Here is a 20597-nt window from a genome sequence, read left to right on the forward strand (position 1 = left end):
CTGCCGCCCGGCTGATCGGCGCGGGTACGGTCGTCGGACACCGGCATCCGCCGACCGCCGACCGAAGCACGAGGACCGACCGTTGTACCGCGGCAGTTACTACGAGGCCATCGACGAGCACCGCTACAAGCCGACCGCGCACGCGAGCGGTGCGTGGGACACCGACGAGCTGCACTTCAGCCCGCTCGGCGGGCTGATCGTCCACGCGATCGACCGGTTTCTGGAAGGGCGTGAGGAGCGGACGCTGCCCCTGGCGCGCATCAGTTACGACATCCTGGGCCGGCTGGCTCTGGACGAGTGCGAGGTCCGGGTGGAGTCGATCCGGCCCGGCCGCACGATAGAACTGCTCGAAGCGGTGGTGACCATCGCCGGCCGGCCCGTGGTGCGGGCCCGTGCCTGGCTCCTGGCACCGCACGACACGGCCGCCGTCGCCGGAGGTCCCGACGGCCGGCTCCCCGCCCCCGAGGGCCTCGAACCCTGGCCCATGGGTTCCGTGTGGCCGGGCGGGTACGTGGCCTCCCTCGACGTGCGGCCGGTGGCACCACCGCAGCCGGGGCGCGGCACGGCCTGGCTCTCCACCGGCCTCGATCTCGTCGCCGGGCAGCGCGTCGGCGCACTGGCGTCGTTCGTGGCGCTGGTCGACACCGCCAACGGCATCGCGGTCCGGCAGCCGCCGACCGCCTGGATGTTCCCCAACGTGGACCTCACGATCCACCTCCACCGGCAGCCGACGGGGCGCTGGACAGGACTCGACACCACCGTCGCCTTCGGCCCCGCCGGGCACGGCATCACCAGTACCGTCCTCCATGACGTCGAGGGGCCGGTCGGGCACGCGCAGCAGATCCTCACCGTCCGGCCGGTGCCCGGCGCCGCGGGATCGTAGGGCGGTGCCCGGCACGGGAGCGGTGCCCAGCACGGAGTGGACGCCGCGCCCCCGTGCCGGGCACCCGCGAGGGGCCGGCCGCCGCCGGGGGCCGTCCCGGAGGTCGTGGTTCCGCCAGGGGCCGGGCGGCCGTGCGGAGGCGGGGATGCGGCCTTCGGAGCACCCGGAGGGGCGCCGAGCGCCACCGAACGGCTCGAACGACACGGTCGTCCCCGTCCCTGCCGTGTGGAACTGGACGCGGTGATCCGCGGGGCGAGTTCTTGCCGCGCACGGCTGCCCGGCCCGGGTCGAGTCCGGTACCCGGGCTCTGGCGGGGGCGAGGCGGGACTCGTCGTCCCGCCTCGCCGGGGCCCTCTGGGATCGATCCCGGCCGGCCGCTCCCGGGCTACGCCGGACCGGCTCCGCCCGCGCTCCTGACCGGCTGCTCCGGTGGTGCGGACGACCGGATGCGGGGCAGCGCCCTCAGGCCCGGTCCCCGGCCTTCGCCTCGGCGGTGTCGGCCGCGGGGGTGCCGGTTTCGCCGCGGGCCAGGGGGCTGGGCCACCAGGCGCGGGGGCCGATGTCGATGACCAGCGCGGGCACCAGCAGGGACCGGACGATGAGGGTGTCGAGCAGGACGCCGAAGGCGACGATGAACGCCAGCTGCACCAGGAACACCAGCGGGATCACCATGAGCGCGGCGAAAGTGGCGGCGAGCACGACACCGGCCGAGGTGATCACCCCGCCGGTCGTGGTGAGGCCGCGCAGGACGCCCCGCCGGGAGCCGAGCGTCTTCGCCTCCTCCCGCACCCGGGACATCAGGAAGATGTTGTAGTCCACGCCCAGGGCGACCAGGAACACGAAGCCGTACAGGGGGACCGAGGCGTCCATGCCGCTGATGCCGAGCAGGTGCTCGAAGACGAGGACCGCGACGCCGAGGGTCGCCAGGTAGTTCAGCGCGACCGTCGCCACCAGGAGCACCGGGACGAGCAGGGACCGCAGCAGGGCGACCAGGATCAGCAGGATGATGCCGAGCACGACGGGCACGATGACCATGCGGTCGCGGGAGGCGGTCTGCTGGGTGTCGTACTGCTGGGCGGTGTAGCCGCCGACCAGAGCGTCGGCGTCGGGCACGGCGTGCACCGCGTCCCGCAGCCGCTGGACGGTGTCCTTGGCGGCGTCGCTGTCGGCGGAGTCGCTCAGGGTGACGTCGATGCGGACCCGGCCGTCGACGACGAGCGGTTCGCCGGCTCCCGGCCGTCCCGACTCGGAGACGGGGGCGGCCGACGCCACGCCCTTCGTGTCCTCGGCGGCGGCCGTCACCTCGGCGGCGCGGTCGGCGTCCGCGATGACGACGGCGGGGTTGCCCGAGCCGCCCGGGTAGTGCTCGGCGAGCGTCTTCTGGGCGGAGACCGAGGGGGCGTCGTTGACGAAGATCTCGTCCAGCGGCACGCCCTTGGCGGTCAGGGTGGAGGAGAAGCCCGCGAGCAGGGCCAGGCCGAGCGCGGTGACGACCCAGGTGCGGCGCGGACGGCGGTCCACGGTCGCGGCGACTCGGTGCCAGATGCCCTTGCCGTCCTCGTCCGTGTCGGGCGCCTTAGGCCGGGACGGCCAGTAGGCGGCCCGCCCGAGCAGGGCCAGCACGGCGGGCAGGAAGGTCAGCGTCGACAGCACGGCGCAGGCGATGCCGATGGCCCCCACGGGCCCGAGGGCGCGGGTGTTGGTGAGGTCGCTGGCGAGCAGCGCGAGCAGGCCGAGGGCCACGGTGGCGGCGCTGGCGGTGATCGCTCCGAAGGAGCGGCGCACCGCGACGAGGGCGGCTGTCACCTTGTCGCCCCGCACCGCCAGCTCCTCGCGGAAGCGCGCGGCCAGCAGCAGGGCGTAGTCGGTGGCGGCGCCGATCACCAGGATGGAGAGGATCCCCTGGACCTGGCCGTCGACCATGACGACGTCCCGGTCGGCGAGGACGTAGACCACCGCGCACGCCAGCGCCAGGGCGAACACCGAGCCGAGGATGATGACGAGGGGCAGCAGGACGCTGCGGTAGACGAGCAGGAGGATCAGCAGGACGGCGCTCAGGGCCACGCCCAGCAGCAGTCCGTCGATGCCGGCGAAGGCGTCCGAGAGGTCGGCCTGGCTGGCGGCGGGGCCGGCGATCTGTGCCGTGGTGCCGGGGACGTCCCCGGCGGCCGCGCGCACGTCCTCCAGGACTTCGGGCAGTTCGTCGCCGAGGTCGGTCTCCAGTTGGACGACCGCCTGCAGGGCCAGGCCGTCGTCGGAGACGAAGGCGGGCGACGGGCGTTCGACGACACCCGGCTGCCCGGCGAGTCCGGCGACGGCTTCGGTGGCCGCGGTCTGCTGGTCCTTGGTGATCCGTTCGCCGTCCGCCGTCCAGACCACGATGGCGGGCTGCGTACCGGACTGGTCGAACGCCTCACGGGCCTCCAGGACCTGCGTGGACTCGGCGCTCTCGGGCAGGAACGTCGACTGGTCGTTGGTGGCGACCTCGCCCAGCTTGCCCGCGTACGGCCCGAGGGTGCCGCCCACACCCAGCCACACCACCAGCAGGACGAGTGGTACGGCCCACCGGGCCCAGCGCGGTGCGGTTCTCATCGGACTCCTTCGGATGCTGCGGACGACACACGGGACGGGGACATGAGAAGGGAGAAAGAATCGAGGAATTGACTCGATGGTCAAGTATCTCGATGGTCGAGCAAATATATACTGGGCCCATGAGCGGCCCGGTCAGCACCCCCTCGCCTTCTGTTCCCCAGGACGACCCCACAGGGTTGCAGTCCTTCGCGGTTCTTCTGCGCCGGATGAACGGCGAGCTGAACCGTGTCACCGAGGAGTTCGCGCAGGCCCAGGACCTGCACCTGACCGACATGCGGGCGCTGATCGCGATCCTGGACGACGATCCGGCGCTCGGCCCGATGACACCCGGCCGCTTGCGCAAGCACCTGAACCTGACGTCGGGCGCGATGACCGCCTGCGTCGACCGTCTGGAGAAGGCCGGACACATACGGCGCGTCCGGGCCGCCGAGGACCGCCGCGTGGTGCACCTGCACTACGCGGACGCCGCCCGGGAGGTCGCGCGGGAGTTCTTCCGGCCGCTGGCCCTCAGCACCGACACCGCGCGGGGCCGCTTCACCCGGGACGAGCTGCTGGTGGTCGTCCGCTTCCTCGCGGAGATGAACCACGAACTGTCCCGCCTGCGCGAGGCCCCCGCGCCCCCCGCCCCGGCCGGCTGACACGCCCCGTCCCCGCTCAGCCGAGGTCGATCAGGGCGAGGCCCAGCTCGGGGTGGTGGGTCTTGGCCAGCTCGGCGGGGCTGTCCCGGACGATGACCTCCAGCGTCGGCCAGACACGGCCCGACAGCAGGTGGCCGCCCCGGGTGGAGCCGTCGGACAGGCCGAGCACGGCGTGCAGGTGCGGCGCCGGTCCGTCGTCGCCGACGGCGACGTCACCGATGAGCGACAGCACCTCGCACTGTTCGTCGACCGGGATGGGCCGGTAGTCCATGGCCTCCCGGTCGAACCAGCCGACGACCGCCTCCGAGAAGGCGCCCACGGCGGTGATCTGGGAGGCGCCCAGGGACCGTTCCCGGGCGAAGTCGGTGAGGGCGCGGACGGCGTCCTCGCCCGGGTCGAGCACCACCACGTACACCGCCGACGGTCCCTGCTGCACCTGTTGCCACTGCATGCACCGCCGGGTACCCGGCGGTGTCCCGGACAAGCGGCGGACGGTCAATGAACGGTGAGGACCAGTCGGCCGCGGACCGCTCCGGCCTCCAGCCGGCGGTGGGCCTCGGCCGCCTCCGACAGCGGCAGCCAGCCCGCGATGCGCGGGCGCCACGGCGACTCGCGCAGCAGGCGCCCGACCGCCCGGGCCGCCGCCGCGAGGTCGCCCGTCGAGGCGTTGCTGATGGCGAACCCCACGATGCTCGCGTCCTTGGTGTAGAGGCTGCCCGGTGACAGCTCGCCCGGCCCCCCGCCGAGTCCCACCATCACGACCATGCGCCCGCCGTGGGCCAGCAGGCTTACGGAGTCGGCCAGCGCCCCGTGCCCGGACGTGTCGAGGTGGAGGTCGACGCCGTCGGGCGCGGCCCGGCGCAGCCGCGCGGTCAGGTCCGGCGCCCGGTAGTCGAGGACCTCGGCGGCGCCCAGCGCGCGGACCGCCGGGACGTCCTCGGCCCGTGCGGTGCACAGCACGCGCGCCCCTGCCGCGGCGGCCAGGGCGACGGCGGCACCGCCGACATTGCCGGCCGCGCCGCCGATGTAGACGGTGTCCCCCCAGGTCAGGCCGCCGTGCCGGAACAAGGCCAGCCAGGCCGAGGCCGCGGGGTGGGCGGCGGCCACCAACTGCTCCTCGTCGACACCGGGCGGGACCGGGTAGAGCCGGTCGGCGGCGACGGTGGCGTACTGGGCCGCGGCTCCCTGCCGGCCCGCGTGCCCCAGGCTGTTGCACCACACCGGATCGCCGGGGGCGAACCCGACGGCGCCCGGCCCGGCCGCGGCGACCTCCCCGACCAGATCACGGCCGACGACGAACGGGAAGGGGACGGGGGTGGCGTAGGCACCGGACCGCACGAAGGTGTCCACCGGGTTGACGGCGACGGCGCGCACCCGGACGAGGACGTCGGTGGGGCCGTACGACGGTACGGGGAGGTCCCGGTGGCGGATCGCGTCGGCCGGGCCGACGGCGTCGATGTAGGCGGCCTTCATCAGGCCGGGGACGGTGCCGGTCCTCATGGGCGTCATGGGCGTCATGCTACGGACCGTCAGCGCCCTCGCCCGGTCCCGTGGGGCCGTGTCGGGGCGCGCGCCGGTCCGCGCGGGGAGCGTGTCGGTCCGCGCGACGGAAGCGTGCAGGTCCGCGTCGGCGGCATGCCCGCCCGCGCACCGGAAACGTGCAGGTCCACGCGCCGGTGGAGTGCCGGTCCGCGTCGGCGGGGGCGTGCCGGTCCGCGCCGGGAGAGTCCGGTCCGTGTGGGCGGCGTACCGGTCCGCGTCGGCGGGGGTGTGCCGCGAGGCGGGTGGGGGACGGTGGCCGTGGCCCCTCCCCGCCCGCCCCGCGGCACGGGCGGTCAGCGCAGCGGGTCGAACGGCGCGAGTTCCGCCGGACGGCGCCCGGTGACCATGGTCTCGGCCAGCAGCAGGCCGGTGGCCGGGCCCAGGGTGATGCCCCACATGCCGTGGCCGCCCGCGGCGAAGACCCGGGGCGACTTGGTGGCCCCGATGAGCGGGAGCCCGTCGGTCGTGCACGGGCGGGAGCCGACCCACTCGTCCTCGCGGGCGTTCAGGTCCGCCCCGCGGAGCAGCGGGCGCGCGGCCTCGGCGATGGCGTTGATCCGGCGGGAGTCCAGCGGGGCCTCCGGCTTGCGGAACTCCATCATCCCGGCGACGCGCAGCCGGTCTCCGAGCGGGGTGCAGGCGACCCGCTGGGCGGGGAAGTACACCGGACCGGTCGGGACGTGCTCGATCGGCACGCTGAAGCTGTAGCCGCGGCCCGCCTGGACCACGGAGCGGACGCCGAACTTCCGGGCATGCCGACCGAGCCAGGCGCCGGTGGCCAGGACGACCGAGTCGAAGCGCTCGACCGCGGCGTCCGCGGTGCGGATCGCGACGGTGCTGCCGGTGTCGTGCAGGTCGGTGATCTCCGTGCGCTCCTCGATCCGCCCGCCCCGGGCGCGGACGGCGTCCGCCAGGGCGTGCACGAAGTGGCCCGGGTCGATGTAACGCTGGCCGTGCAGCCGGATGGCCGCGCCGACCTCGTCGGACAGGGACGGCTCGATGCCCCGGGCCTCGTCGCCGTCGAGCACGTCGAACTCCATGCTCTGGCCCGCCGCGTGGATCTGCTCCAGCTCCTCCAGCAGCACCGTGCGCTCCTCGGCCGTGCGGTAGGCCGCGAGGAACGACTTGGCGTCGAGGGTGCGGGCCTCGACACCGCCATCGGCCAGCAGGTCGAAGCTGGACAGCGACAGGTCGTTGATGGGGACCAGGGCGCGCATGGCGCGCAGCCACCGGGTGGCGGTGCTGTTGCGGGCGAAGCCGGTCAGGAACCGCAGCAGGCTGGGGTTCGCGCTCGGCGGCACGTAGACCGGGGACGACGGGCTGAGCACGGCGCGCACGCCGTAGGTGAGGACGGCGGGTTCCGGCAGCGGCGTGGCCAGTCCGGGCGTCAGCCATCCGGCGTTGCCCCAGGACGAACCCGCGGCGACGCCCTCACGGTCGTAGACGGTCACCTCGACGCCCCGCTCCTGGAGGAACCAGGCGGTGGAGAGGCCGACCATGCCGGCACCGACGACGGCGACACGGCTCGGGCCGTTGGATGCGGGCGAGGAAGGGCGGGCCATGCGGAACCTCTTCTCACGTACTTCCGGGGACAGGAAAAAAACAGGGGGCCTATGTCGATGGTGGGCCCGGCCCGGGGGCGTTGTCTTTGTGCTGATGGGCCAAGACAGCGCGTGCAGATGGTGCTCCGCGCACCATCCGCGTGGGCCACAATGTGTGCATGACCACACGCGTACGAGCCGTCGCCGCAGGGTGCGGGGCATGATCGCCGTCACCGACCTGGTGGACGCCCTGGGCGCGGGCTTCCTGCGCACGGTCGTCGCGGCCGGGGACGCGGAGGTGCACGACGTCAGCCTCGCCGAGCCCGGTGACGCGGGCGGACGGCCGGGCGAGCTGGTGCTGGGCGTCGGGGTCACCGACCGGGAAGGCGCCCTCGCGCTGCTGGACCGGGCCGCCGCCGCGCAGGCCGCGGGCGTCGTGCTGAAGGGTCCCGTCGCCGCCGACCCGCGGGTGACCCGCGCCGCCCGGCGGGCGGCGGGTCCGGCCCTGGTGGAGCTGCGCCCGCACACGTCCTGGGCGCACGTGGTGTGGCTGCTGAGGGGTGTCCTGGACCATGCCGCCGCGCCCGGCACCGGGGTGTTCGGCGCCCCCGGCCCGCACCACGACCTGTTCGCCCTGGCCGACAAGGCGGCCGAGATCATCGACGCCCCGGTGACGGTCGAGGACGCGCAGTCCCGGGTGCTCGCCTACTCGGCCCGGCAGGACACCACCGACCCGGCGCGGGTCTCCACGATCGTGGGGCGACGGGTCCCGCCGGAGACGCTCACGCACTTCCGGGCGAGCGGTGTGTTCCGGAGGCTGGCCCGTTCCGCCGACCCGGTGTGGACGCCCGCGGGTCCCGACGGCACCCTGCCCCGGCTGATCGTCCCGGTCAGGGCGGGCGGGGAGTGGCTGGGCTCCATCTGGGCCGTGGTCAAGTCGCCCGTCGCCCCGGAGCGCATCCGGGAGTTGGGCGACGTGGCGTCCGTCATCGCCCTGCACCTGCTGCGGCTGCGGGCCGAGGCGGGCATCGCCCGCCGGGTGTCGGCCGGGCAACTGCGGGCGGCCCTGAGCGAGGGCGCCGCCCTCGCTCCCGGCGGCCCGGGCACGGACGCCGGCCCCGACGTGGGGCCGGTCCTGCCGGCCGGTCCGTGGCGGGTGGTGGCCCTCGGCTCCCCCGAGGGCACCGGCGACATCCGCCGGCAGCTGGACCTGTGGGAGTCGGTCGCCCGCCGCTTCGGCTGGCACCAGCCGCTGCTCACGGATCTCGACGGGCTGCTGCTCGCCCTGGTCACCGACCGGCACGGCACCCGGCGCGGCACCCCCGCGGCCGCCGAGGCGGGCGGCCTCCGCTGGCTGCGGCACGTCCTGGCCGAGGTGCGCGCGCACGACCCCGGGCTGTTCGCGGCGGCCGGCTCCCCGGTGTCCGCCCCCGACCGGCTCCCCCGGTCCCGGGCGGAGGCCGTCGAGCTGCACCGGCTGATCGGCACCGGCCGGCTGCCGCGCGACACCGGTGCGGGGACGGTGCTGATGGAGGACGCCTGGGACACCGTCGTCGTGGAGCGCGCCCGGGCCGCCGTCGGCATCGACGCCGGTCTCCTCGGCGGGCCGCTCGCCGAGCTGCGCGGCCACGACGAGGAGCACGGCACCCCCTACCTCGCCACCCTCGCCGCCTGGCTGGACCACTTCGGGGACCCGCAGAGCGCCGCGCGGGTGCTGCGGGTCCACCCCAACACCCTGCGCTACCGGCTGCGCAAGCTGGAGGAGGTGGCGCCCGTGGACGTCTCCTCCCCCCGGACCCGGCTGGCGCTGCGGCTGCAGCTCGCGGCGATGGACCAGATGCCCCCGCACGAGAACGGCTCCAGTGAGGGGTCCGCACCGCCGGTCAGGTGATCCGGTGCGGACGGTTCCGGGCCGGCCCCGGCTCGTACGGGACGTTCCCCGCGAGGCCGGGTCACGGGGGCGGCCCGGGGCTCGGCCGCCGGCATCGAGGCGGGGCGACGCCCTTCCGGCGGAGCCGGCGAGGGAGCGTTCCGACCGGTCCCGTAGCACAGTGGGTGCATGAACCGTCACCGACGCCCGCCCCGGCGTGCCCCGTGGATCGTGGGCGGCGCCGTCGCACTCGCCCTCGGCGGTGTCGGTGTGTGGGCGCTGGTCTCGCAGGACGGCGACACACCGAGCCCCACGCCGTCCGCCTCGACGGATCTGACCCTGCCGACGCTGGACCCACTGCCGACCTACTCGTCTCCCCCGGAGACGTCCGGTACGGCAGAGCCCACGGAGGACGGGACGACAACGGCGACGACGGCTCCGACCGCCTCGCTCACGGCCGCGCCGCCGCCCTCCCGGACGGCCGCGCCCACGCCGGGGGAGTCGCGCACGGCCGGCCGGACGCCCGGCACACCGGACACCGCGCGGCCGGCCTCGCCGGGCACCCCGCCCCGCCGGACGACCCCCGAGGGCACCCCGCCCCGCCGGACGGCCTCGTCCGCCCCGACACCGCGCCCCCCGTCCACCGCACCCCGGCCCCCCACCTCCCGTACCCCGGCGCCCGCCTCGCCCCGGACGCCGGGGACCGCGCCGTCCCGGTCCGCCCCCAGCACACCGGGCGCCTCGCCCTCACACACCGCACCGGCGCCGACCGTCACCCGGACGGCGGCACCGACGCCGAGCCCGGCGACACCGCGCCCGCACCCGACGGCGCCTCACCCGTCGACACCGGCCGAGCCCTCCCCCTCGGCCGCGCGGCCCACGGGCCCGACGGTCACCGGGCCGACCACCTCCTGGTACACCTCCCCCGCCGCGGTGGCCGCCGCGCGGCGGATGGCCGCCGCCGGGGTCGTCGGTGACCCGGTGTGCTCGATGGCCTCGGTGGGCCCGCCGGACCCGGCACTGGTGCCGCAGGGCGGCCGGATCGGCATCGGCAGCCACGGCGGCTACTGGTGCCTGATCGTCGGACCGGCCCGCTGAGCAGGCCGGGGGCGGCCGACGCTCGGCCCGACTGTCAGTGGTGGGCGGCAGGATGACGGTCATGACGACATCAGCAGCACTGATCGTGGACGCCCCCTCCTACGCCCGCGCGGTGGACACCGCCGTCGACGCGGCGGCCGCCTACTACGCGGGCGGCACCTCGCCGTTGGACGACGACGCCTACGACCGCCTGGTCCGCGAGATCGCCGCCTGGGAGGCGGCGCACCCCGACCAGGTGCTGCCCCGGTCGCCCACCGGGAAGGTCGCGGGCGGCGCGGCGGAGGGCGACGTGCCGCACACGGTGCCGATGCTCAGCCTCGACAACGTCTTCTCCGCCGAGGAGTTCACCGCCTGGACGGCGTCCCTGGCACGCCGGACCGGACGCGACGTCACCCGGTTCGCCGTCGGACCGAAGCTGGACGGCCTGGCCGTCGCCGCCCGTTACACCGAGGGCCGCCTCACCCGGCTGATCACCCGCGGCGACGGGACGGCCGGGGAGGACGTCTCGCACGCGATCGGCACCGTCGAGGGGCTGCCCGAGCGGCTGACCGACCCGGTCACCCTGGAGGTGCGGGGCGAAGTCCTCATGACGACGGCACAGTTCGCGTACGCCAACGAGGTGCGCACCGGTCACGGCGGGCAGCCGTTCGCCAACCCGCGCAACGCCGCCGCGGGCACCCTGCGGGCGAAGGAGCGCGCCTACACCGTGCCGATGACCTTCTTCGGGTACGGGCTGCTCGCCCTGCCGGGCACCGATCCCGCGACCGCCGACCGGCTCGGTGAGCTGACCTACGGTGAACTGATGTCCCTGACGGACGAGTTGGGCGTGCACACCAGCGTCCGCACGGCCGCCGCGGACATCGTCACGGAGAGCGCCGAGCGGGTGCTGGAGCGGGTCGCGGAGATCGCCGCGATCCGCGCCGAGCTGCCGTTCGGCATCGACGGAGTCGTCGTCAAGGCCGACCTCGCCGCCGACCGGCACGCGGCGGGTTCCGGGTCGCGCGCCCCCCGCTGGGCGGTCGCGTACAAACTGCCGGCCGCCGAGAAGATCACCCGGCTGCTGGAGGTCGAGTGGAACGTCGGCCGCACCGGCATCATCGCCCCGCGCGCGGTCCTCGAACCCGTCGTCCTCGACGGCTCCACCATCACCTACGCCACGCTGCACAACCCCGCCGACATCACCCGACGCGACCTGCGCCTGGGCGACCATGTCATGGTCCTGCGCGCGGGCGACGTCATCCCCCGCGTCCAGGCACCCGTCGCACACCTGCGGACCGGCGAGGAGCGGCCGATCGAGTTCCCCGCGCAGTGTCCGCGCTGCGGGTCGGACATCGACAGGCGGGAGGAGCGCTGGCGCTGCAGCCAGGGACGCACCTGCCACCTGGTGGCCTCGCTGGCGTACGCCGTCGGCCGCGACCAGCTCGACATCGAGGGTCTGGGGTCCACCCGGATCGTCCAGCTCGTCGACGCCGGCCTGGTCACCGACCTCGCGGACCTGTTCGCCCTGCGGCGCGACCAACTGCTGGCGCTGGAGCGGATGGGGGAGACGAGCACCGACAACCTGCTCGCCGCGATCGACCGGGCGAAGCAGCGGCCGCTGTCACGGGTGCTGTGCGCGCTCGGGGTGCGAGGCACCGGCAGATCCATGTCGCGGCGCATCGCCCGGCACTTCGCCACCATGGACCGCATCCGGGCCGCCGACGCGACGGCCATGCAGCGGGTGGACGGCATCGGACCGGAGAAGGCCGCGGCGATCGTGGCCGAACTCGCCTTGCTGGCACCGCTCGTGGACAAGCTGGTGGCGGCCGGGGTCTCCATGACCGAGCCCGGTGCCACTCCCCCGCCGGACGAGGACACGGCCACCGGGGACACGGCCACCGGGGACACTGGCACGGGCGACAGCGGCGCGACGGAGGCGCCGGCGGGTCCGCTGGCCGGGATGCGGGTGGTGGTCACGGGCGCGATGACCGGCCCGCTGGAGAAGCTCTCCCGCAACGAGATGAACGAACTGGTCGAACGGGCCGGCGGTCGCTCCTCGTCGAGCGTGTCCCGCAAGACGTCGCTCGTCGTGGCGGGCGAGGGCGCCGGGTCCAAGCGGGCCAAGGCGGAGGAGCTCGGTGTCCGCCTCGTCACGCCGGACGAGTTCGCCGTCCTGGTCGGCGACTTCCTCGGCTGAACGGACCACCGCGGGCCGCCCGCGTCGGGGGCGGGCGGCCCGGCTCCTCGGGGGAGGCCGTCAGTCGCGGTCGACCTGCTGGTTCTGGACCTCTCCGCTGGCGGCGTCGACGTCGACGGTCGTGAGCACCCAGGTGTCGGGGTCGACGACGTCGACGGCCCACATCAGCTGCTCGTTGTCGTCCTGGTCGAGTTCGAGCCCCATGACGGTGCCGTCGGCCCGGTCCGTAGCGGCCTTGACGGCCTGATCCGGCGACTGGGTGGCGTCGCTCAGCCAGGTGGCGACCTGCTGCTTGTCGTCCGCGCTCTGGTCCTCCTCGACCCGGGTGCGGAAGACCTCGCCGCTCACCGCGTCGATCTCGACCCGGTGCACGGTGCCGTCCTCGGTGGCGACCTGGGCCTCCCACTCCGGAGCGCCGGGTGACGGGGCCGGGGCGGGCGAGCTGGGGCTCGCGGTCCCCGGCGAGGCCGTCCCGGGGGAGGCGGTACCCGGCGAGGACGTTGCCGGAGAGGCCGTCGCGTCGGCGGGCGTGGCCTTCAGTTCCAGGCCCACCAGCCGGCTGTCCGGTACCTCCTGGACGGCCGTGTCGGCCGCCTTGTCCCAGCTGACCTTCGCCGCGCTGAGCAGGTTCTTGCGCTCGGTCTGCTCCTCGCTCAGCGAGGCGGACGGGGAGGGCGAGGCGGAGGTCGCGGTCGCCGAGGTGGCACCCGGGCTGGTCGGGGCCGCCGCGGCGACATCGGCGCGGTCGGAACCGCTGCTCCCGCAGGCGGTCAGCAGCAGGGTGGACGCGCCCAGCGCACAGACGACGGCGAGGGAACGCACAGGGGAAACACGTCGCAAAGAGCTCATACTGCTCCCGTAACCCCGGCCCCACACGAGCACACGGCAGCCCCATCGAAACCACCGGAATGGCCGGGTGGGGTGGCTCGACTGCCGACGGGCAACGGGCCCTCCGCGCCGATGAGCTGGTGCGTTGTTGCGCTGATGCGCCGACCTCGAAGTTACTCCCGGCTCCCGGTCCGACGCCCTCGCCCGGGCCGCCCGCCGGGCGCTCGGCCGCCAGGCGGGCGGCCCGGTGGGGCCCGCCGGAGCGCCCTGCCGCCCGCCTCGTCGCACCCCGGAAACCGCGTGATCCCGGGGACTCGTGATCCCGGCGACCCGTGGGCCCCGGACCCGGGCACCTGAACCCCTGGTCCCCGGGACCCGCGGACCCGCCGGAGGCTCTGGAGGCTCCGCCGGCCGGACACCCTGGCACCACGGCCGCGGGAGACGACCGAGGTGCCGTGTCCCGCGCCGGGCCCGTCCCCGGGACGCCCGCACCCCAGCAGGAGGCGCACAGGGGCGTCGTCCTGCCGGGGGCGAGCGGCTGCTTCGCCGTCCGTCCCGCGCGGTCCCGTCGGCCCGGGGCCGGGGTCGGATCAGGCGAGTTCGACCAGGAGGTCGCCGCCCTCCACCTGCTGGATGCGGTTGATGGCCAGCCGCGACACGGTGCCGTCCTTCGGGGCGGTGATCGCGGCTTCCATCTTCATGGCCTCGATGGTCGCCACCGTGGCGCCCGCCGACACCTGGTCGCCCTCGGCGACGGCGAGGGTGACCACGCCGGCGAACGGGGCGGCCACGTGGCCGGGGTTGGCGCGGTCGGCCTTCTCGGTGACGGGGACGTCGGAGGCGGCGGCGTGGTCGCGGACCTGGATCGGCCGCAGCTGCCCGTTGAGCGTGGCCATCACGGTGCGCATGCCGCGCTCGTCGGCGTCGCCGATGGCCTGGAGCTCGATGAGCAGCCGCACCCCGGGTTCGAGGTCGACGCTGTACTCCTTGCCCGGGCGCAGACCGTAGAAGAAGTCCTTGCTGTCCAGGACGCTGGTGTCGCCGAAGGAGCTGCGGTGGGTGTCGAACTCCCGCGTGGGGCTGGGGAAGAGCAGCCGGTTGAGGGTCGCCCGGCGGTCCTTGGCGAGGCCGGTCCGGTCGTCGGGGCTCAGGTCCTGCACGGGCTTGGCCTCGGCGCGGCCCCGCAGGGCCTTGGTGCGGAAGGGCTCGGGCCAGCCGCCGGGCGGGGTGCCCAGTTCGCCGCGCAGGAACCCGATGACCGAGTCGGGGATGTCGAAGCGGTCCGGGGACTCCTCGAAGTCGCGGGGGGAGACACCGGCGCCGACCAGGTGCAGGGCGAGGTCGCCGACCACCTTGGAGGAGGGGGTGACCTTCACCAGGCGGCCGAGCATGCGGTCGGCGGCGGCGTACATCGCCTCGATGTCCTCGAAGCGGTCGCCGAGGCCCAGCGCGATGGCCTGGGTGCGCAGGTTGGAGAGCTGACCGCCGGGGATCTCGTGGTGGTAGACGCGGCCGGTCGGGGAGGCCAGGCCGGCCTCGAAGGGCGCGTAGACCTTGCGGACGCTCTCCCAGTAGGGCTCCAGGTCGCCGACGGCCTGGAGGTCGAGGCCGGTGGGGCGCTCGGAGTGGTCGGTGGCCGCGACGAGCGCCGACAGGGACGGCTGGGAGGTGGTGCCGGCCATGGAGGCGACCGCTCCGTCGACGGCGTCGGCGCCGGCCTGGATCGCGGCGAGGTAGGTGGCGAGCTGTCCGCCGGCGGTGTCGTGGGTGTGCAGGTGGACGGGCAGGTCGAACTCGCGGCGCAGGGCGGACACCAGGGTCGCGGCGGCCGGGGCGCGCAGCAGTCCCGCCATGTCCTTGACGGCCAGGACGTGGGCGCCGGCCTCGACGATCTGCTCGGCGAGGCGGAGGTAGTAGTCGAGCGTGTAGAGCCGCTCGGAGGGGTCGGACAGGTCGGCCGTGTAGCAGAGGGCGACCTCGGCGACGGCGGTGCCGGTCTCGCGGACGGCGTCGATGGCGGGGCGCATCTGGTTGACGTCGTTGAGGGCGTCGAAGATGCGGAAGATGTCGATGCCGGTGGCCGCGGCCTCCTGGACGAAGGCGTCGGTGACCTCGGTCGGGTAGGGGGTGTAGCCGACGGTGTTGCGGCCGCGCAGCAGCATCTGCAGGCAGAGGTTGGGCACGGCCTCGCGCAGGGCGGCCAGGCGCTCCCAGGGGTCCTCGGCGAGGAAGCGCAGGGCGACGTCGTAGGTGGCGCCGCCCCAGCACTCCAGGGAGAGCAGCTCGGGCAGGGTGCGGGCGACCACCGGGGCGACGGCCAGCAGGTCCTTGCTGCGGACCCGGGTGGCGAGCAGCGACTGGTGGGCGTCGCGGAAGGTGGTGTCGGTGACGCCGATGGTGGGGGACGCGCGCAGCCAGGAGGCGAAGCCCTCGGGGCCGAGTTCGGCGAGCCGCTGACGGGAGCCCGCGGGCGGTTCCCCGGCCGGGACCTCGGGCAGCTTGGTCAGCGGGTCGATGAGTTCGGGGCGTTCGCCGTGCGGCTTGTTGACCGTGACGTCGGCGAGGTAGGTCAGCAGCTTGGTGCCGCGGTCGGCGGAGTGGCGCGCGGTGAGCAGGTGCGGGCGCTGCTCGATGAAGGAGGTGGTGACCCGGCCGGCCTGGAAGTCGGGGTCGTCCAGGACCGCCTGGAGGAAGGGGATGTTGGTGGCGACGCCGCGGATGCGGAACTCGGCGACGGCGCGCCGGGCGCGGCCCACCGCGGTGGCGAAGTCCCGGCCCCGGCAGGTCAGTTTGACCAGCATGGAGTCGAAGTGGGCGGAGATCTCGGTGCCGGCGTGGGTGGTGCCGCCGTCGAGGCGGATGCCGGAGCCGCCCGGGGAGCGGTAGGCGCTGATCCGGCCGGTGTCGGGGCGGAAGCCGTTGGCGGGGTCCTCGGTGGTGATGCGGCACTGGAGCGCGGCGCCCCGCAGGGTGACGGTCTCCTGGGAGAGGCCGAGGTCGGCGAGGGTCTCACCGGCGGCGATGCGCAGCTGCGACTGGACGAGGTCGACGTCGGTGACCTCCTCGGTCACCGTGTGCTCGACCTGGATGCGGGGGTTCATCTCGATGAAGACGTGGTTGCCGTCGCGGTCGAGGAGGAACTCCACGGTGCCGGCGTTGCGGTAGCCGATCTGCCGGGCGAAGCGTACGGCGTCGTCGCAGATGCGGTCGCGCAGGGCGGGGTCGAGGTTCGGCGCGGGGGCGAGTTCGACGACCTTCTGGTGGCGGCGCTGCACGGAGCAGTCCCGCTCGTAGAGGTGCATGACGTTGCCCTCGCCGTCGGCGAGGATCTGCACCTCGATGTGGCGGGGTTCGACGACGGCCTTCTCCAGGAAGACGGTCGGGTCGCCGAAGGCGGACGCCGCCTCGCGGGAGGCGGCCTCGATGGCCTCGCGCAGCTGGCCGGGTTCCTCGACGCGGCGCATGCCGCGTCCGCCGCCGCCGGCGACCGCCTTGACGAAGACGGGGAAGCCGATGTCGTCGGCGGCCCGCACGAGGGCGTCGACGTCGGTGGACGGCTCGGAGGAGCCGAGGACGGGCACGCCCGCCTCCCGGGCGGCGGCCACGGCGCGGGCCTTGTTCCCGGTCAGCTCCAGGATGTGCGCGCTCGGTCCGACGAAGGTGATGCCCGCCTCCTCGCAGGCCCGCGCCAGCTCGGGGTTCTCGGACAGGAAGCCGTATCCCGGGTAGATGGCGTCGGCCCCGGCACGGCGCGCGGCGCGCACGATCTCCTCGACGGAGAGGTAGGCGCGCACGGGGTGACCGGGCTCGCCGATCTCGTAGGCCTCGTCGGCCTTGAGCCGGTGCAGCGAGTTGCGGTCCTCGTGCGGGAAGACGGCCACGGTCCGGGCACCCAGCTCGTAGCCCGCGCGGAACGCCCGAATCGCGATCTCACCGCGATTGGCGACCAGCACCTTGCGGAACATTCTTGATCCCTTCAGCCTGCCGGTGACGAAGACCATCGTGTCGGTGGCACGTCCGGTACGCCATGTGAACCGGGCCACTCACCGGCGCCGGTCTCGTCGTCCGCACCGGCGGCCGGGTGCCGCGGGGGCGTCCGGAACCGGTGCGGGGGGGCCGCGACGGGATCGGTTCCCGTCGCGGCCCCCCGGGGCTGCTGCCCAGTGGGCGGCGGGCTATTCGGTGATCTTCAGGAGCTTGTTCGGGGTCTGCGCTCCGGGGTTGCCGATCTTGTCGGCGGTGGCTCCGTCGGTCAGTGCGGTGGCGACGGCGGCGGGGGTGGCGTCGGGGTGGCCGGCCAGGTAGACGGCGACCGCGCCGGCGACGTGGGGGCTCGCCATGGAGGTGCCGGATATCGTTTTGGTGCCCTGGTCGCTGTCGTTCCAGGCCGAGGTGATGTCGGAGCCCGGCGCGTACAGGTCGACGACGGAGCCGTAGTTGGAGAAGTCGGACTGGGCGTCGTCCTTGGTGCTGGAGGCGACCGTGAGGGCCTCCGGGACACGGGCGGGCGAGCCCTGGCCGGCGTCGGCGGACTCGTTGCCGGCGGCGACCGCGAAGGTGACGCCGGCGGCGACGGCCTTGCTGACCGCCGCGTCCAGGGCCGGGTCGGCGGCGCCGCCGAGGCTCATGTTGGCGACGGAGGGTCCCTGGTGGTTCTCGGTGACCCAGTCGATGCCGGCGACGACCTGCTCGGTGGTGCCGGAGCCGTTGTCGTCGAGGACTCTGACGGCCACGATGTCGGCCTTCTTGGCGACTCCGTGGGCGGCTCCGGCGATGGTGGCGGCGACGTGCGTGCCGTGGCCGTTGCCGTCGTCGGCGGTGTCGTCGTCGTCGACGGCGTCGTAGCCGTGGCGGGCGCGGCCCTCGAAGTCCTCGTGGGTGACGCGGACACCGGTGTCGATGACGTAGGCGGTGACGCCCTCGCCCGCCTGGTCGGGGTAGGTGTACTTGGCGTCGCCGGCGGTGTCCTCCTGGTCGACGCGGTCCAGGCCCCAGGACGGCGGGTCGGTCTGGGTGGCGGTGGTGTGCAGGGTGCGGTTGGCGACGACCGTGCCGACGGCGGGGTCGGCGGCGAGGCGCCTGGCCTCGGTCGCGGTGAGGCCGGTGGCGGAGAAGCCGTCGACGGCGGCCGTGTAGGTGCGGCTGAGGGTGCCGCCGTACTCCTTCGCCAGCTTCTTCTTGGCGGCGGACGTGGTGTCCTCGTCGAGCAGGACGATGTAGCTGCCGGCCACGGCGTTCTCGGCGTTCAGGCCGTACACGGTGCCCTGGGCGGGTGCGTCGGCGTGGGCGGACGGTGCCCCGAGGAGGGCTGCGGTGGTGGCGGCCGCCACGAAGGTGGCGAGGGTGATCCTGCGGGCGCCGGTACGCATCTGGTGCGACATGAAGAGGGGTCTCCTCGTCGTGGGGGGATGTCCTCCGGCACGGCGTTGCGCGGAGGATGACGAGAAGCGTGACCAGTTGTCACGGTCAGATCAATAGTGCTGCTCAGGGGGCGGGTTGACGCCCGGTCACATCTCCACAAGGTCCGCCCAAGTCGGAACCAACCCCGCGACGAAGGCGCAGGTGAGCGCGTTGATTGAAGCGGAGACGAGCGGCTGCGGGAACCGTGTGACCATCCCCTCACCCAATTCTCACGGGGTCGGGCGTTTTCGGGAGCAGTGCGAAGGGATTCGCGCACAGGTCGGCCGAACAGGGGTTCACCGACGCATGTTTTCGATCACTACGGATCAGCACCGGTCAGACGCCCCCACATGCCCCGGTCACTTGCCTAACGTTCCGGCACCGGACAGGGCGAGAGCCGCTCACACGCGGCGTCCGCCTCCTGTCGTCACACCTACGAGCAGAGGATGGGTCCATGGCGAGTGTGGAAGTGTCGCTGAAGGAAATCATGACCGCCATCGAGGGGTGCCTCGGAGCAGCCGTCGTCGACTACTCCAGCGGCATGGCCCTGGGAACCCTGGGCGGGGGCAAGGACCTGGACCTCACGGTCGCGGCGGCCGGCAACACGGACGTCATCAGGGCCAAGGTGCGCACCATGGAACTGCTGGGCCTGACCGGGCAGATCGAGGACATCCTCATCACCCTCGGCGGCCAGTACCACCTCATCCGGCTGGTCACCGGGCGGTCGGGCAACGGCCTCTTCCTGTACGTGGTGCTCGACAAGTCCCGGTCGAACCTGGCGATGGCCCGCCACCAGCTCAAGCGGATCGAGGAACAGCTGGAAGTCTGACCGTCCCGAAGCCCGGGCCGACGCATGCCCACGATGTGAAGACTTCTTCAAGTCACCACATCAAGATGATCCCAATCCACGGATGTGCGCGGCCCCGGGCGAGAAGGATCGGCTTGCGAACGAACACGGCGGGGCGGCGCGGCCGGGCGCCGCCCCGGCGGACACCCCGATGCGGCAGGGAGAGCGCAGCATGCAGGTCCCCCTCTATCAGGCCAAGGCGGAGTTCTTCCGCATGCTCGGACATCCGGTGCGGATCAGAGTGCTGGAACTGTTGCAGCACGGGCCGGTTCCGGTACGGGACCTGCTCGCCGATATCGACATCGAGCCGTCGAGCCTGTCGCAGCAACTGGCCGTGCTGCGCCGGTCCGGCATCGTGGTGTCGGTGCGCGAGGGCTCCACGGTCCGCTACGCCCTCGCCGGCGGCGACGTCGCCGAGCTCCTGCGGGCGGCCCGCCGCATCCTCACGGAACTGCTGGCGGGCCAGAGCGAACTCCTCGCCGAACTCCGGCAGAGCGACGCTCCGCCGGTGTCGGCCGGGCCGCCCCCGGGTCGGTGAGGCGGGCCAGCTCGGGCCCGGGGACGCTCGCTCGGCTCGGGCCCGGGGACCTCGCTCGGCTTCCGGGACGGCGGGGGTGCCGCGGGGGCGGGAGCACCCCTGGCGTCCCGGGAGCGGCGGTCCGCCACTCCGCGACCGGGACGGGACGATCGGTCCGGGTCCGGCCGAGTCGGCGGACTTGGCGGGTCGGCGGACTCGGCGGATTGGGCGGGTCGGCCGGTCGGGCGCACGGTCCGATCAGCGGTGCGGCGCGTACGGTCGGATCAGCGGTGCGGCGCGTTCGGTCGGATCAGCGGTGCGGCGCGTACAGAGCGCGCCGCGTACGGCGGGCGGTGCGCTCAGCCGCGCCGCCCGCTCAGCCGCGCAGCTTGATCCGGCTGACCGCGGCCACGCCGAGCGCGGCCAGGGCGATCTGGATCAGCCACTCGACCCAGTCGACGCCCTTGGTGTCGGCGACTCCGAGGCCGGAGGCGATGCCGGTGCCGATGAACGCGGCGACGATGCCGATCAGGATCGTCCACAGGACCCCGATCCGCTGCCGTCCGGGGACGACGAGCCGGCCGAGCACCCCGATCACGATGCCGATGACGATGGCGCTGATGATGCCTGAGATCTCCATGAGCGTCCGTCACCCCTCAGTCGTT

16 protein-coding genes are annotated in these 20597 nt (G+C 74.1%); 7 read left to right on the forward strand and 9 right to left on the reverse strand.

The window, feature by feature from the left end; all coding sequences use genetic code 11:
* The first annotated feature begins 82 nt into the window (after positions 1–82).
* On the forward strand, positions 83–883 hold the full coding sequence (locus AB0F01_RS19175; RefSeq protein ID WP_362096812.1) for a thioesterase family protein: 801 nt from the start codon (positions 83–85) through the stop codon (positions 881–883).
* Between the two features lie 462 nt (positions 884–1345).
* Here the strand turns inward: AB0F01_RS19175 and AB0F01_RS19180 are convergent, their stop codons facing one another.
* Entirely contained in the window at positions 1346–3475 is a 2130-nt protein-coding gene (locus AB0F01_RS19180) for an MMPL family transporter (protein ID WP_362096815.1), read from the reverse strand.
* A 119-nt stretch (positions 3476–3594) separates the two neighbouring features.
* Here AB0F01_RS19180 and AB0F01_RS19185 point away from each other — a divergent pair, with 119 nt between their 5' ends.
* Positions 3595–4113, forward strand: coding sequence for a MarR family transcriptional regulator (locus AB0F01_RS19185; RefSeq protein ID WP_362096818.1), 519 nt, complete (start codon positions 3595–3597; stop codon positions 4111–4113).
* A gap of 16 nt (positions 4114–4129) precedes the next feature.
* On the opposite strand, the gene AB0F01_RS19190 is transcribed toward AB0F01_RS19185, so the two are convergent.
* The 3 genes from AB0F01_RS19190 to AB0F01_RS19200 form a co-directional block, all read right to left on the reverse strand.
* A complete protein-coding gene (locus AB0F01_RS19190) occupies positions 4130–4564 on the reverse strand; it encodes a PPC domain-containing DNA-binding protein (RefSeq protein WP_362096821.1) in 435 nt (144 codons plus the stop codon).
* Positions 4565–4608: 44 nt separating this feature from the next.
* Positions 4609–5586 carry a zinc-binding dehydrogenase gene (locus tag AB0F01_RS19195; protein WP_362097197.1) on the reverse strand — a complete coding sequence of 326 codons (978 nt, stop codon included), beginning with the start codon at positions 5584–5586 and terminating at the stop codon, positions 4609–4611.
* Positions 5587–5948: 362 nt separating this feature from the next.
* Positions 5949–7217: an FAD-dependent oxidoreductase gene (locus AB0F01_RS19200; RefSeq protein ID WP_362096823.1), complete on the reverse strand. Its 1269-nt coding sequence runs from the start codon at positions 7215–7217 to the stop codon at positions 5949–5951.
* 199 nt (positions 7218–7416) lie between these two features.
* Here AB0F01_RS19200 and AB0F01_RS19205 point away from each other — a divergent pair, with 199 nt between their 5' ends.
* Complete coding sequence (locus AB0F01_RS19205; RefSeq protein WP_362096825.1) at positions 7417–9087, forward strand: helix-turn-helix domain-containing protein; 1671 nt, start codon at positions 7417–7419, stop codon at positions 9085–9087.
* Positions 9088–9431: 344 nt separating this feature from the next.
* Here the strand turns inward: AB0F01_RS19205 and AB0F01_RS19210 are convergent, their stop codons facing one another.
* Complete coding sequence (locus AB0F01_RS19210) at positions 9432–9842, reverse strand: hypothetical protein (RefSeq protein ID WP_362096828.1); 411 nt, start codon at positions 9840–9842, stop codon at positions 9432–9434.
* Between the two features lie 157 nt (positions 9843–9999).
* On the opposite strand from AB0F01_RS19210, the gene AB0F01_RS19215 reads away from it, so the two are divergent.
* Both AB0F01_RS19215 and ligA read left to right on the forward strand, forming a co-directional pair.
* Complete coding sequence (locus AB0F01_RS19215) at positions 10000–10164, forward strand: hypothetical protein (RefSeq protein WP_362096830.1); 165 nt, start codon at positions 10000–10002, stop codon at positions 10162–10164.
* A gap of 61 nt (positions 10165–10225) precedes the next feature.
* Positions 10226–12340, forward strand: coding sequence for an NAD-dependent DNA ligase LigA (ligA, locus tag AB0F01_RS19220; protein ID WP_362096833.1), 2115 nt, complete (start codon positions 10226–10228; stop codon positions 12338–12340).
* 60 nt (positions 12341–12400) lie between these two features.
* Here the strand turns inward: ligA and AB0F01_RS19225 are convergent, their stop codons facing one another.
* The 3 genes from AB0F01_RS19225 to AB0F01_RS19235 form a co-directional block, all read right to left on the reverse strand.
* On the reverse strand, positions 12401–13162 hold the full coding sequence (locus AB0F01_RS19225) for a PepSY domain-containing protein (protein ID WP_362096835.1): 762 nt from the start codon (positions 13160–13162) through the stop codon (positions 12401–12403).
* 596 nt (positions 13163–13758) lie between these two features.
* Positions 13759–17133, reverse strand: a complete 3375-nt coding sequence (locus AB0F01_RS19230; protein WP_362096837.1) for a pyruvate carboxylase — start codon at positions 17131–17133, stop codon at positions 13759–13761.
* Between the two features lie 210 nt (positions 17134–17343).
* A complete protein-coding gene (locus tag AB0F01_RS19235; protein ID WP_362096839.1) occupies positions 17344–18549 on the reverse strand; it encodes a S8 family peptidase in 1206 nt (401 codons plus the stop codon).
* 473 nt (positions 18550–19022) lie between these two features.
* On the opposite strand from AB0F01_RS19235, the gene AB0F01_RS19240 reads away from it, so the two are divergent.
* Together AB0F01_RS19240 and AB0F01_RS19245 are read left to right on the forward strand one after the other, a co-directional pair.
* A complete protein-coding gene (locus AB0F01_RS19240; RefSeq protein ID WP_362096841.1) occupies positions 19023–19397 on the forward strand; it encodes a hypothetical protein in 375 nt (124 codons plus the stop codon).
* A gap of 190 nt (positions 19398–19587) precedes the next feature.
* Entirely contained in the window at positions 19588–19953 is a 366-nt protein-coding gene (locus tag AB0F01_RS19245; RefSeq protein WP_362096844.1) for a metalloregulator ArsR/SmtB family transcription factor, read from the forward strand.
* Positions 19954–20308: 355 nt separating this feature from the next.
* Here AB0F01_RS19245 and AB0F01_RS19250 read toward each other — a convergent pair whose 3' ends face one another.
* On the reverse strand, positions 20309–20572 hold the full coding sequence (locus AB0F01_RS19250) for a GlsB/YeaQ/YmgE family stress response membrane protein (RefSeq protein ID WP_362096845.1): 264 nt from the start codon (positions 20570–20572) through the stop codon (positions 20309–20311).
* Positions 20573–20597 lie beyond the last annotated feature (25 nt).

The organism is Streptomyces sp. NPDC029526, assembly GCF_040637405.1.
Classification (GTDB): domain Bacteria; phylum Actinomycetota; class Actinomycetes; order Streptomycetales; family Streptomycetaceae; genus Streptomyces.